Origin of the sequence: Bacillus massilinigeriensis (assembly GCF_900117315.1) — a bacterium.
GTDB classification, from domain to species: Bacteria; Bacillota; Bacilli; order Bacillales; family Cytobacillaceae; genus Bacillus_BE; species Bacillus_BE massilionigeriensis.
This window is the reverse complement of record NZ_LT630337.1, coordinates 296,711-309,867: the sequence shown is the minus strand read 5'-3', so window position 1 is coordinate 309,867 and position 13,157 is coordinate 296,711. Positions and strand designations below refer to the sequence as shown.

The 13,157-nt window shown below is 36.0% G+C and carries 13 protein-coding genes; 4 read left to right on the top strand and 9 right to left on the bottom strand.

Features of this window, described 5'->3' with window-relative positions:
- Window positions 1–10 precede the first annotated feature (10 nt).
- The 3 genes from BQ6100_RS01460 to BQ6100_RS01450 are packed head-to-tail and all read left to right on the top strand — an operon-like array spanning window position 11 to window position 1,729.
- Complete coding sequence (locus BQ6100_RS01460; protein WP_075980058.1) at window positions 11–259, top strand: hypothetical protein; 249 nt, start codon at window positions 11–13, stop codon at window positions 257–259.
- Window positions 234–1,154: an FAD:protein FMN transferase gene (locus BQ6100_RS01455; protein WP_075980057.1), complete on the top strand. Its 921-nt coding sequence runs from the start codon at window positions 234–236 to the stop codon at window positions 1,152–1,154. The genes BQ6100_RS01460 and BQ6100_RS01455 overlap by 26 nt, the downstream gene beginning before the upstream one ends.
- 8 nt (window positions 1,155–1,162) lie before the next feature.
- Entirely contained in the window at window positions 1,163–1,729 is a 567-nt protein-coding gene (locus tag BQ6100_RS01450) for a ferric reductase-like transmembrane domain-containing protein (RefSeq protein WP_075983394.1), read from the top strand.
- 145 nt (window positions 1,730–1,874) lie between these two features.
- Here BQ6100_RS01450 and BQ6100_RS01445 read toward each other — a convergent pair whose 3' ends face one another.
- The 9 genes from BQ6100_RS01445 to BQ6100_RS01405 all read right to left on the bottom strand — a co-directional run bounded on the left by BQ6100_RS01445 (window position 1,875) and on the right by BQ6100_RS01405 (window position 10,886).
- Window positions 1,875–3,146 (bottom strand): sensor histidine kinase, encoded by a 1,272-nt coding sequence (locus BQ6100_RS01445; protein ID WP_075980056.1) that lies wholly within the window; start codon window positions 3,144–3,146, stop codon window positions 1,875–1,877.
- Entirely contained in the window at window positions 3,139–3,816 is a 678-nt protein-coding gene (locus tag BQ6100_RS01440) for a response regulator transcription factor (protein WP_075980055.1), read from the bottom strand. The genes BQ6100_RS01445 and BQ6100_RS01440 overlap by 8 nt, the downstream gene beginning before the upstream one ends.
- 249 nt (window positions 3,817–4,065) lie before the next feature.
- On the bottom strand, window positions 4,066–5,346 hold the full coding sequence (locus tag BQ6100_RS01435; protein ID WP_084780168.1) for a S1C family serine protease: 1,281 nt from the start codon (window positions 5,344–5,346) through the stop codon (window positions 4,066–4,068).
- 191 nt (window positions 5,347–5,537) lie between these two features.
- Complete coding sequence (locus BQ6100_RS01430; protein ID WP_159433115.1) at window positions 5,538–5,939, bottom strand: acyl-CoA thioesterase; 402 nt, start codon at window positions 5,937–5,939, stop codon at window positions 5,538–5,540.
- A 124-nt stretch (window positions 5,940–6,063) separates the two neighbouring features.
- A complete protein-coding gene (locus BQ6100_RS01425) occupies window positions 6,064–7,464 on the bottom strand; it encodes a sensor histidine kinase (RefSeq protein ID WP_075980054.1) in 1,401 nt (466 codons plus the stop codon).
- A complete protein-coding gene (locus BQ6100_RS01420) occupies window positions 7,461–8,159 on the bottom strand; it encodes a response regulator transcription factor (protein ID WP_075980053.1) in 699 nt (232 codons plus the stop codon). The genes BQ6100_RS01425 and BQ6100_RS01420 overlap by 4 nt, the downstream gene beginning before the upstream one ends.
- A gap of 427 nt (window positions 8,160–8,586) precedes the next feature.
- A complete protein-coding gene (locus tag BQ6100_RS01415; protein WP_075980052.1) occupies window positions 8,587–9,309 on the bottom strand; it encodes an amino acid ABC transporter ATP-binding protein in 723 nt (240 codons plus the stop codon).
- Window positions 9,306–9,962: an amino acid ABC transporter permease gene (locus BQ6100_RS01410; protein WP_075980051.1), complete on the bottom strand. Its 657-nt coding sequence runs from the start codon at window positions 9,960–9,962 to the stop codon at window positions 9,306–9,308. Before BQ6100_RS01410 ends, BQ6100_RS01415 begins: the two co-directional genes overlap by 4 nt.
- Before the next feature lie 99 nt (window positions 9,963–10,061).
- Complete coding sequence (locus BQ6100_RS01405; RefSeq protein WP_075980050.1) at window positions 10,062–10,886, bottom strand: basic amino acid ABC transporter substrate-binding protein; 825 nt, start codon at window positions 10,884–10,886, stop codon at window positions 10,062–10,064.
- Between the two features lie 557 nt (window positions 10,887–11,443).
- Here BQ6100_RS01405 and BQ6100_RS01400 point away from each other — a divergent pair.
- The gene (locus BQ6100_RS01400) at window positions 11,444–13,102 is read left to right on the top strand and encodes a glutamine--tRNA ligase/YqeY domain fusion protein (RefSeq protein WP_075980049.1); all 1,659 of its coding nucleotides are present in this window, start codon (window positions 11,444–11,446) and stop codon (window positions 13,100–13,102) included.
- Window positions 13,103–13,157 lie beyond the last annotated feature (55 nt).

Below are 13,157 nucleotides of genomic sequence, written 5' to 3'. Positions count from 1 at the left end.
GGTGGCCATAATGAAACCAAAAGCAAAAGCAAAATGGATAATCGGAGTTACAGGAACGGCTTTTTCTGCATTCGTACTTGGGCAATTAAATGATACTCCCACAGCTGCCAATTCGGAAGACAGTCTAAAAATTGAAATTACTGACTCAATGAGTGAACGAGAAAAGGAATTAGCTAAGCTTGATTGGAGTAATTTTGCAATCCAACAAAGTAATCCTGAGGGGAATTTTGAAAATGACCGGACGACAAGAAGAACATAACCAAGGAAATAGCCATTCTATGCAATTGAAGCTGATGAACACCTCCTTATACATCTCGATATCAAATACCGAGCTAGTATCTTGGAAAAAACATATAACTTCTTGGTTTCAATACATTGAAAAAGCCTTCTCGAGATTCTTGACACATAATGAATTGTGGCTATTTAACCAGGCGCCGGTTAATGAATTGATACAGATTTCTCCGGTATTTTACGACATACTTCAAAAGGCAGAAGAATATCGAAAAAAAACTGAAGGACGATTTTCCCCCTTTTTGCTTAATGAACTAGAAGCACACGGGTATAATCAGTCCTTCCCTTTTAAAGAAGCCACAACCAACAACGCCAAGATTGAAAGCCATTTTGATTCAAAACCTTTAGAATTTCACGAAGGATTTCAAATTATTAAACGTACAGACCAAAAGATCGATCTCGGAGGTATCGCCAAAGGATATGCAGTAGAAGCAGCAGCCAAGTGGTTAAGAACCAATGCCAAAAGCAGATATGGAATAGTCGATGGTGGCGGAGATATGACCGTTTGGTCAAATGGAGAAAAGACCTGGGATATAGGTATTATGAATCCTTATCATGAGGATCAGCGAATTGGAAGCTTTCAGATTCAAAACGGCGGAGTAGCAACATCTAATACTATTTATCGAAGCTGGTTACAGGGAGGAACGAAGAAGCATCACCTTTTAGATGGTCGAACAGGTAACCCAGTGAAAACCTCAATCATACAAGCAACCGTAGTTATGAATCATTGTCTCGATGCTGAAATTGGTGCAAAGGTATGCTTTATGAATGACGGAAAACCAATAAAATCAATCTTAAATAAACTTGAAGAAAAGAATAATTTTTTAATTGTTAACTCTGATGAAAATATCGAAATGGGGTGACTTATGTGTTGAGTGAAGCTTTATCAAATTGGAATTTAATTCGAATCTCAGGTTTTCTTGCCTACTTTTTATTTACCTTTTCTATAGCAGCAGGAATTACTGGAAGGATCTCCATACTACAAAAGAATAAACAATTAGTAATGGAGTTGCATCAACAAAGTGGTTGGGTTGGGCTATTAACTGTTATCTTTCATTTTACGCTCCTTTTAAAGGATCATTATGCTCCTTATACGCTAAAGGAAATATTCATCCCATTTATAGCTGAAAATGAACCATTTTATTCAGCACTCGGAACCATTTCGTTTTATTTATTGATAATAACAGTTGCTACTTCAGACTTTTTGATGAAACGCTTAGGGAAGAATCTATGGAAAAAGATCCATTTTGCTGTCATTCCAGCATGGCTTCTTTCACTTTTACACAGTGTATTCATGGGGACAGATAGCCAACAGATGTGGGCGACCTATTTGTATAGTGGGGGACTGGTTCTCATAGTTGTTCTTCTTATTTTCCGTTATTTAGATAGCCAAGTTAAACAGAATAAGAAAAAAGTATCGATACAAAAAGCACCATAGGGACTGGTGCTTTTTGTATGTCTGTCCGGTTCCTGGGGCATTTCTGAATGAATATGAACTGGTGTTTCGAAATTACAATTACGAAAGCACCCTTAAAGCTTCATATAACCAAAACAAAAAAGGGAGAGAACCCCCTCCCCTCTAATCAAGTGCGAGCTACATTTTGTTTAAACTGAATAATAAATGTAGTTCCTTTATTTACTTCACTTTTTACATCTATTTGACCTTCATGTGCCTCTACAATTGTTTTTGCAATCGCAAGTCCTAATCCTGATCCCTCTCTATTTCTTGATGTATCAGCCCGGAAGAATCGATCAAATATATGTGGGAGATTATCAGGAGAAATACCTGGACCTATATCTTGAACTTTAATTACAATTCCTTGATTCTTAATCTTCAAGGAACATGTAATTGTTCCTTCCTTTGTATAACGTATCGCATTATCTAATAGTATATACATTAGCTGCTCAATTCTCGCCTTATCCCCAATCATCCACGCCTGTTCTTCTATTTCTTCCAGGAGTGTGATGGTTGGTGGTATAACTCTTGAAAATCTATTCACTAGTGAATTGAACACTTCAGATAAATTTAGGTTCTCTTTCTCAATTTTGAATTGCTCATTATCATATCTTGCTAAGAATAATAAGTCATTGGTCAGCTTATTCATTAATTCGGATTCATTTTTCATATCCTCAAGAATTTCTTTTCCTAAAGGACTAAGATGGTCCCTTTCCTCCTGGTTAAGCAAATCAATGGAGCTATAAAAAATGCTTAATGGCGTTCTTAGCTCATGGGAGGCATCTGATATAAATTTCTTTTGAATTTGAAAGGATTTTTGAATCGGCTTCATTGCCTGCCCGGCGAAAAAATATCCAGCAAAAGCAAAAAGGACACTAAATATTAATGAAATAATCAGCAAAATCCAAATGATATTTTTAATGATATGCTTTTCGTTTGTTATATCTTTTCCAATAATAATACTTCCAAAGGAATCCTCATCATCACTTACAGGGTATTGGATGATAAGTAAATGACTGTCCTCCCACTTCACCTCTTTTGAGAAAGAATTCCCATTCTTTTCATGAATCCAGTTGTTAACATAATTTGAAAAGCCCCTAACCGTTTCTTCCCCTGAAACTAAGTTTTCACTAGAATCAAATATATAATAGAATATCTCCCTGTCTCCCCTAATATCTAGATGACTATCATGATAATCTTCCTCCTCCTCATCATCATCTTCAAGATCCTCCAAATATTCATGGACCACTTTTTGATGATAGAGGTTTAATTCATCTATGTTGTCTTTTTTTATGGAGTTTGAGATAAACCAATAAAGAACAAAGATAAATATGGCCAAAATGATTAAAAGAGAGACTGTATAAAGTATGGTAAGCCTTGCTTTTAATGTATTAAACATCTTGATCCCTCAGCTTATAGCCTACCCCTCGTATGTTTTGAATCATGGACTGCTTACCCTTTTGGTCAATCTTTTTCCGAAGAAGCTTAACTAATGCATCCAAAGCATTTGGTGTTACCTCTACATCAAATCCCCAAATCCTCTCAATTAAGACTTCTCTTGTCATAACCTGATGCTTATTCCTTAGAAAGATTTCTAGTAATTCATATTCCTTTTTGGAAAGATCAATGAATTGACCATTTCTCTTTACCTCGTGCGTATTAAGGTTTAACTGGATTCCGTTACAGCTTAGAAATTCTTCAAAGGGTTTCTCCTTTCTCCGCAATAAAGCCCTTAATCTCGCAGATAATTCTTCAAATTTAAAGGGTTTAATCAGATAATCATCTGCACCAGAATCCAGACCAGCAACTACATCTTCTAATGCATCCTTAGCAGTAAGGAACATAATTCCTCCTTTATACCCATTCTTTCTAATTTTTTTGCATGCATCTATTCCATTCAGCTTTGGCATCATCCAATCAAGAATAATGATGTCATAATCAGTGAAAAGCGCATGATCACAGGCATCCTGCCCGTCTCGTACCCAATCCACTAGATTAAACTCCTTTTTTAAAAGATGATAGATTATCTTCCCTAGACGCTCATCATCTTCCGCTAATAATAAATTCATTTAGCCTTCATCCTTCCTTAAAAGGCATTATTTTAACTCTAGCATAGCAAATTAATCTGAAAATTATATGAAAGAATGTTGAGTTTTTTTCACAATATATAAAGATTGAGCGTTGATGCTTGGCTTAGATTGAACTTCATTTCAGAGTATCTGTATTTCAGATTCCTAAATTGCTATTACATAGAAAAAACAGCCTCTAGTAAGGGCTGTTTTTGTTAAAAAATCATCTATCTTTCCATTCCGTTTACATTAAATACTATTACCAGTCAATTTCACCTCTACAGTCTTTATTTTACCATTTTGGTATACCTCTAGCTTGATTGTGTCCCCAATTTTTATTTTAGAATATAAGTATTTTCTTAAATCACTCGTGTTTTCAATTTTGTTTCCATTAATGGATACGATAATATCTTCTACTTTTAATCCTGCCTTTGCAGCTGCTGAGTTTGGATCAATTTGAGTAATAATTGCCCCTTCTTTTATATCCTGATGAATATTTTTCAAGTATGCTTGAGGGATTTCATTTAGACTTGATAACGCCACTCCTAGATATGGTCGCTCTACCTTTCCTTTTTCGACTATTTCATTAATGATTGGCACAAGGTCATTGCTTGGAATCGCAAATCCTAATCCTTCTACTCCACTCTCAGAGATTTTCAAGCTATTAATCCCCATAACCTGACCTGCAGCGTTGATCAATGCTCCGCCGCTATTACCTGGATTAATGGCTGCATCCGTTTGAATGACATTCAAATCCCAATCTCCTGCTGAAGTAGTGACAGATATCGTTCGATCAGTGGCACTTACAATTCCTTGGGTCACTGATCTTGAAAAGTCCAGTCCAAGCGGATTTCCAATGGCTAATACTTGGTCGCCCGGTCTGAGTGTGGAGGAATCCCCAAAATCTAATACCGTCGTAACATTCTTCGCATCAATCTCTAAAACAGCCAAATCAGTTAATGCATCGGCCCCAATGAGCTTTGCTGAAGTCTTTTTACCGTTGTAAAGGGACACCTCAATTTTCTGAGCTCCTTCAATCACATGATTATTAGTTACTACGAGTGCTTTGCCATTATTCTTTTGAAAAATCACACCAGAACCTGTTCCACTTTCTACATCTTCGCTATTTGCATAAAAATTCGCTTGCTGCTCTTGAATATTAACAATCCCTACAATAGCCTTAGATGCCTTTTCTACCGTATCCGCTATGGAATTCGAAGTGTTTGTAGATGTTTTCTGAACTGTCACTGTATCAGTATTTGTTGTTTTTGAATCACTATTTTGGAGAGAATTTTCTACCTTAGCATTGCTAGAATACATATCTTCCAAATAATTTGTATGTGGAATGATAGCTAATGTTAGGGCAGACCCAATCACACCCGCTGCCACAGTTGATAGAATACCTTTGAATATGATACTCGTTTGTCTTGGTTCCTTTTGAATATGACTAAATTCTTCCCTCTGTTCAACCTCATTATTTTCAATTGAACTTTCCGTTTCATTTGAATTAAATTCTTCATTATTATTCATGCTGTATTCCTCCTTATCGGATTTGCTTAGCTTCCATATCCTTTTGTTTCTCTATGCTTAAACTATATCCGGAGAATATGAATAAACTATTAACAATCCTTTAATAGAGTTAGAAATGTTCATTAAAAAAGTGAGTAAACTATATGCTTATTAACTAAAAAACCCCCATTAAAATGGGGGCTTAACAACTATTATGCTTCCGTGAGATGATCATTTAATATCAGATCTTTATTGAGTAAATCTCTAAGCTCATCTGGTACTCTTACTTTTTCCCTTGACTGCCGGTCTATGGTAGTTAGCACGACAGTTGATTCGATGACAAGCTCTTCAGTTTTATTATCAAGCATGATTTGATTTAAGGTAAAGCTTGTATGGCCAATATGGTGAATTGAAGTGCGAATCGAGAGATGGTCATTATGAAACACTTCTTTTTTATAATCTGCACTAATATGTACAATTACTGCTTCCACATTCAGTGATAGGCAAAATTGATACCACACCTTCCGAGCTTGATCTAAATACTCCAATAGTTTCACATTATTCACGTGATAGTATTCTGTTTTTGCAACGAGCTGGAGCTCCGAATAAGTCAAAATATCCCCTCCATGAATCAAAAAAATAGAATATTTACTGTTTATTCGCTAATTAAATTTGTATTCCTTTATTTATAGAAAAACCGCCAAATTTATTTTTGACGGTAATTAACCATTTCCCTTATTAAACTGGAAAGCGAATGACAAACTTCGTGCCCGTTCCTTTTTCACTTGAAACCACTACTGTGCCGTTATGGAGAGTAACTAATTGTTTTACGATAGACAAGCCCAGTCCAAATTCTCCGAATGGTGTTCCGGTCCGTGACATATCCGCTTTATAGAACCGACGCCAGATTTTCTCAATTTCCGCCGGCTCTATTCCTATTCCGGTATCCTCAATCTCGATAATAGTCTCATTTTCGCCTGATTTCCCTCTTAAAGTGATTGTCCCATTTTCCGTAAATTGAATACTATTTTTCGTAATGTTTATCAGAATTTGGACCAATCTATCATAATCGGCAGTTACATACACATCTTCATCCACATCTAAAATGATTTGATCATTCTTTTCTTCGGCTTGAAGATCCAGCTGCTCCTTTATTATTTCAAGTACTTCGGCTAGCTCGATTCTTTCTTTAAATAATTTCACCTGATTGGAGCGAATCTTTTCGTAATCAAGGTTTTCATTCACAAGGCGAATCAATCTCTTTGTTTCCTTGCTAACTAATTGAAGCCCTTTTTCTTTTTCATTCTCGGGAATCATATCATTTCTAATTCCTTCAATCATGCCGCTAATGGTTGTTAAGGGGGTGCGCATCTCATGTGATACATCAGCCATGAATTGTCGTCTTCTATTTTCAAGACTATCGATTTCCTCCATTGAGGCATTAATTTTTCCAACCATGCTGTTAAAATCCTTCGCTAATTCTCCGATTTCATCAAAATTGGATGCAGGAATATTAACGGTATAATCTCCCGCAGCAACGAGAGAGGTGGCGTCTTGAATTCGTTTAATTCGTTTGACGTGGATTTTCGAAAGCAGCCAGCTTAATAATAAGGATACCCCTAATGCAATTAGTACCGTATATAATAAAAATTGATTGATATCATGTATCATTTCCCTAGAGCCACTTACTGGAGAAGTTAATAGAATCCCTCCAACAAATTCCCCTCTATTTATATAAGGTAAAGCTACTAGTGTGACGTCCTGGTTATACCGTTTATCATCATATTTTACAACTACTGGTTTAGCCCCCAAAATGGTTTCCCATTCTTTTTCTGTAAGCTGAATGTCAGGACCAGGGATGCCAAACTGCAGGATGTTCTTATTGATATCAAATAAACTAAAGCTAATCCCTCTTCCTGATAAAACATTTGCATATTGACTGATAACCTGTTCTCCACCAGTTTTTCCACGGTCTAAATCATGCAATATATTTTTACCATAGGTAATTAGTTCCTCTGTTTTGTTGTTATAAACCAAATTCTCAACATAATGAGAGAACAGCAAACTTAATACTAAAAATGCAACGACAATGATGCTGATATGGCTAATAAATTGTTGGTAAATGTATTTAAATTTCATTCTCCATCTACCGTCTCATCAAATTTATAGCCTACACCCCACACCGTATGAAAGAAAGGTTGTTCAAAAGTTCCAACCTTTTTACGCAATCGTTTAATATGCACATCTACTGTGCGCTCGTCCCCATAATATTGATAGCCCCAAACCGATTCTAATAACTGTTCCCTTGAAAAGACCTGTTTTGGATGCTGGGCAAAGTAATAGAGCAATTCAAACTCCTTTGGGGTCAAATTTGTAATTGGTTGATCGTTTAAAAAGACCTCTCTTGTATCCTTGTTAATTTTAAAATGCTGGGTTTGAATCATTCCTTTAGGCATTGATTCATTTTGTCCCCCTTGATATCTACGGGTAACTGCTTTAATTCTTGCCATCAATGCAAGTGGGCTGAAAGGCTTTGTCACATAATCATCCGCTCCCATCTCAAGACCCAAAACTTGATCGGATTCACTGTCTTTTGCTGTGAGCATAATAATTGGAACGGTACTTTTTTCCTCTCTAATCTTTCTGCAGATGCTTACCCCGTCCATCCCTGGTAGCATCCAGTCGATAATAAGGGCGTCCCATCTTCCACTTTTATACCGGTTATAGCCTTCGAGTCCATCATTGACAAACTCGCCCTCTATTCCCTCTTTTGAAAAAAACATCTCTATCATTGAACAAACACTTTCATTATCTTCTATCACTAATATTTTCATTATTAGCTTCTCCCTTCGCTTTTTCGAAGTACGAAAAACTTCTTCTTAATTCAAATTAAAACGAATTTCATTATTTATCAACTATCTTCTCTGGTTCTTCCCTAAATGTTTCGCTTTAGGAAATAGATTAGTCGTAATTTATTCATAATATTTTGTGGTTCTCTTTTGGTGTTGGTGTTGGGCCATATGATAATACCGATTTGGGTCGATCGCGGATAAATTGGGATTACCGCGGATATATCTGGATTATCGCGGATATCCCAAAATGATCGCGGAAATATCAAATTTACTGTCATTGTTTCTACATTATCCCGGCCTAAACTCCAAATAAAATAGCTATAATCTCATCAATATCATTTTCCAAAGGCAAAATAAAAAGCTCAATTCGCTTTTCCCCTGCGAATAGAGCTCACAAACACATATATCCTTATAATACTTTACTTAAAAATGCCTTTGTTCTTTCATTTTGTGGGTTTTCAAATAATTCTTTAGGAACGTTTTCTTCCACGATATATCCGCCGTCCATGAATAATACTCGGTCCCCTACTTCGCGTGCAAAACCCATTTCATGTGTCACGACTACCATGGTCATCCCTTCCTTAGCGAGCTGCTTCATAACTTCAAGCACCTCTCCAACCATTTCTGGGTCTAATGCAGATGTTGGTTCATCAAAAAGCATTATCTTCGGTTCCATTGCAAGTGCTCTTGCAATGGCTACACGTTGCTTTTGACCACCTGATAAGGAATCGGGATAAGCATTTGCCTTATCTTCTAACCCTACTTTTCTTAACAGCTCAAGACCTTTTGAATGAGCTGTTTCTTTATTGACTTTACGAACCTTTAAAGGTGCGAGCATGATATTTTCTAGAACTGTTTTATGTGGAAATAAGTTAAATTGCTGGAATACCATTCCCACCTCGGTTCGAATTTCATTTATATTGACCTTTTTATCGGTAAGATCCATTCCTTCAATATAAACATGTCCATCTGTAATAGTTTCTAATAAATTTATACATCTAAGGAAGGTTGATTTACCCGAACCTGAAGGTCCAATGACCACAACCACCTCTTGAGGATTAATTTGTACATTAATATCCTTTAATACTTCATGCTTCCCAAATGATTTTTTTAGCCTTTCAACCTTAATCATTCTGTTGAGAGCCTCCTCTCAAGTCGATTTAATATGAAGCTCAACGTCAATGTTAAGATTAAATAAATTAATGCAGCAGTTAACAATGGTTCCCACACGCGATAGTATTGTCCCTGCATAGCCCTACCCCAATACATAAGCTCAGGTGCCGCAATGACAGACGCAAGTGAGGAATCCTTTAGAAGGACGATAAATTCATTTCCTAACGGAGGAATCATTCTTTTAAAAGCCTGTGGCAAAATGACATACCTCATTGCTTGAACATGACTCATACCTAATGACCGAGATGCCTCCATTTGCCCACGATCAATGGATTGGATACCTGCCCTGAATATTTCGGCAATATACGCGGCAGAATTTAACGAAAGTCCAACAATTGCAGCTATAATCCCATTTGTTGAACCAGTGAATAATGGCACTACACCAAAATGAATAATTAATATTTGTACCAATAGGGGTGTCCCGCGAAAAAGGGTAATATAGCATTCAAACGGAAAAGCGAGGAGTTTATTCTTCATCATTTTTCCTAATCCAATGAGTAACCCGAAAACTGTTCCAAGTAGGATACTCGCAATGGAAAAACCAATCGTTAAAAGCGTCCCTTTCCAAAAATACGGGGCATAGTCAGCTATCAGGTCAAATCGGAAGTCCATAGCTTACCTCTCCTTTTTATCTTGCATCATCTAATAGGTGAATGAAAAGTGAAAAAATGCGTAACACCATTTATAGAGTTACGCAAATTTCACTCCTAGTTATTGCTGTGCTTTTAAAGTTTCAATATCTGGTTCTGCTCCAAAATTATCTTTGTAAACTTTTGCATAAGCACCGTTTTCAAATACTTTGTTAATTGCTGCATCAAATTCAGCCTTTAACTTACTTCCTTTAGGGAACATAAGTCCGTAGAATTCCTGATCGAAGCTGTCAGTATCTTCAATTACAACAAACTTATCCTTTGGATTATTCTTCGCATATTCTTCAACAACAGTATTGTCAGCAACTACTGCGTCTGCACCTTTATTTTTAAGTTCCATGATTGCTAGATTGTTATTTTCAAACATTTTAATATCTTTGCTGTTTTTTCCAAGGATTCCTTTAACTGCTTCATGACCAGTTGTTCCATTTTGAACAGCTACTACTTTTCCTTTTAGATCCTCTGCAGATTTAATATCACTGCCTTCAGGTACTAAAATTTTATTAGTAGATAGGAAATATGGTACAGAAAAATCATAGGTTTGTTTTCTATCATCATTAATGGTGATTGCGGAGATGGCGATATCAGCACGTTTGTCTTTAATTTCAACAAATAGTGGATCCCAACCCACATGTTCTAATTTCATCTCATAGCCGGCTTCCTTTGCAACGGCTTTGATAAAGTCTACGTCAAACCCAACAATTTCGTCACCCTTCATTGATTCGAATGGTGCATACGCTGCATCTGTTACAACTCTTATGGTTTTCTTCTCTTCACTTGCCCCATTACCCTTATCTTCTTTACTTGCTTCCTTGGTCCCACACGCAGATAGAATAAGAGAAATTGAGACAAGTAAGGCTAACATAAGAAATGACATTTTCTTCATTAATAAAATTCCCCCTTTTTTAATATCAGCATTTTCAGTTTTACTAAATATTAATATTATTCAGTCTTTTTTATTGAGTATAATTCTACTTTCACCTTTTTGCAAGAATATGTAGAAAAAAACTTTAGGAAACTACCATATTAGAATAATAAATTTTTTATTCATTATTCCATTCATAATATATGAGACAGCTTTAATTGATATAACTACGATAAACAAAATGGAAAACCTTTTTTAATCAACTTTTCCTTTGCCTATTTATGTTAGACAATTGCATCCTTATGTTTGTTTAGATTCACCAGTTGATGTACATCCTGTAATTAAAATTATTTTAATTTTTAATATTTATTTTATACAATATCATATTTTAATGAATATAATTGGGATAATTTCTTCTGGAATACTGGTTATACTTAAAATATTTTTGCTAGAATAAGAAATGACATTTTACGTTAGGATAGGAACTATATTTCCTTTTATATAATAAGATTTTTACCAAAAATACTGATATAATAATTAAAATACAAGGTAATTAAATGCAGAAAGGTTGATAACGGTTGGATAATAATTCTTCAAATTTTATTCGAAACATTATCGTAGAGGATTTGGAAAGCGGTAAGCGCAAAGAGATCATTACTCGTTTTCCACCTGAGCCAAATGGCTATCTTCATATTGGACATGCCAAATCCATTGTCATAAACTTTGGACTTGCTGATGAATTTAATGGAAAAACTAATTTACGATTTGATGATACAAATCCTTTAAAAGAGGATCAGGAATATGTGGATTCAATTAAAGAGGATGTAAAATGGCTTGGTTATGAGTGGGATGAGCTTCGTTTTGCTTCAGATTATTTCGATGAAATGTTTGAAAGAGCGGTTCTTCTAATCAAAAAAGGAAAGGCCTATGTCGATGAATTAACCGCAGAGCAAATTCGTGAATATCGCGGAACATTAACAGAGCCAGGAAAAGAAAGTCCATACCGCAATCGCTCGATAGAGGAGAATCTAGATTTATTTGAGCGAATGAGAGCCGGTGAATTTGAGAATGGTAGCAAGGTCTTAAGAGCAAAAATTGATATGGCTTCTCCAAATATAAATTTACGTGACCCGGTCATCTACCGTATTTCTCACACCACTCATCATAATACGGGGGACAAATGGTGCATTTATCCAATGTATGCATATGCGCATCCACTTGAAGATGCCATAGAAGGAGTTACTCACTCCCTATGTACGACCGAGTTTGAAGACCAACGCCCACTTTATAATTGGGTAGTTGAAGAGTGCGAGATGGAAAATCAACCACAACAAATTGAGTTTGGTCGTTTAAATCTTACAAATACAGTCATGAGTAAACGGAAGCTAAAACAATTAGTTGAAGAAAACTATGTTGATGGATGGGATGATCCTCGTCTCCCTACCATTTCGGGCCTCCGTAGAAAGGGATATACACCAGAGGCAATCCAAGAGTTCGTTAAAGCAGCCGGTGTTTCAAAAGGATACTCTACTGTTGATGTACAAATGCTTGAGCATTTCGTTCGAGAGGATTTAAAGCTTAAGGCTCCACGAACAATGGGGATTTTAAAGCCATTAAAAGTGATAATCACGAACTATCCTGAGGACCAAGTAGAAATGCTTGATGCAGAAATAAATCCTGAAAATCCGGAAATGGGTGTTAGACAAATTCCTTTCTCAAGAGAAATATATATTGAACAGGAGGATTTCATGGAAAACCCTCCAAAGAAATATTTCCGCCTCTTCCCTGGAAACGAAGTACGTTTAAAACATGCTTATTTCATTAAATGTGAAGACTTTATTAAAGATGAGGATGGGAATGTTGTTGAAATCCATTGTACTTACGATCCAGAAACTAAGAGTGGAACAGGTTTTACTGGTCGAAAGGTGAAAGGAACAATACACTGGGTTGATGCTAAGAATGCGATACCAGCTGAGTTTCGCTTATATGAACCATTAATTTTAGATAGTGAAGAAACGGAAGAAAAAGAAGAAACCAAATCCTTCCTTGATGATGTCAATCCGAATTCACTACAAATTGTTCAAGGGTTTATTGAGCCAAATATGAAGGATGTAAAGCCACATGAGAAGTTCCAATTCTTTAGACATGGATACTTTAATGTAGATCCGAAGCATTCATCAGCTGAAAAGCCAGTTTTTAACCGGATTGTCTCTTTGAAGAGCTCGTTTAAACTATAATATAAAAGGAGCAGACCAATAAAGTGATATCACTTTATTGGTCTGCTCCTTACTT

Bases quoted from the DNA above. Each gene is read 5' to 3' on its own strand.
- BQ6100_RS01455 (WP_075980057.1), top strand. From the start codon at position 234: ATGACCGGACGACAAGAAGAACATAACCAAGGAAATAGCCATTCTATG.
- BQ6100_RS01410 (WP_075980051.1), bottom strand. From the start codon at position 9,962: ATGGACTTCCGATTTGACCTGATAGCTGACTATGCCCCGTATTTTTGG.
- BQ6100_RS01460 (WP_075980058.1), top strand. From the start codon at position 11: ATGAAACCAAAAGCAAAAGCAAAATGGATAATCGGAGTTACAGGAACG.
- BQ6100_RS01425 (WP_075980054.1), bottom strand. From the start codon at position 7,464: ATGAAATTTAAATACATTTACCAACAATTTATTAGCCATATCAGCATC.
- BQ6100_RS01405 (WP_075980050.1), bottom strand. From the start codon at position 10,886: ATGAAGAAAATGTCATTTCTTATGTTAGCCTTACTTGTCTCAATTTCT.
- BQ6100_RS01435 (WP_084780168.1), bottom strand. From the start codon at position 5,346: ATGAATAATAATGAAGAATTTAATTCAAATGAAACGGAAAGTTCAATT.
- BQ6100_RS01415 (WP_075980052.1), bottom strand. From the start codon at position 9,309: ATGATTAAGGTTGAAAGGCTAAAAAAATCATTTGGGAAGCATGAAGTA.
- BQ6100_RS01440 (WP_075980055.1), bottom strand. From the start codon at position 3,816: ATGAATTTATTATTAGCGGAAGATGATGAGCGTCTAGGGAAGATAATC.
- BQ6100_RS01420 (WP_075980053.1), bottom strand. From the start codon at position 8,159: ATGAAAATATTAGTGATAGAAGATAATGAAAGTGTTTGTTCAATGATA.
- BQ6100_RS01445 (WP_075980056.1), bottom strand. From the start codon at position 3,146: ATGTTTAATACATTAAAAGCAAGGCTTACCATACTTTATACAGTCTCT.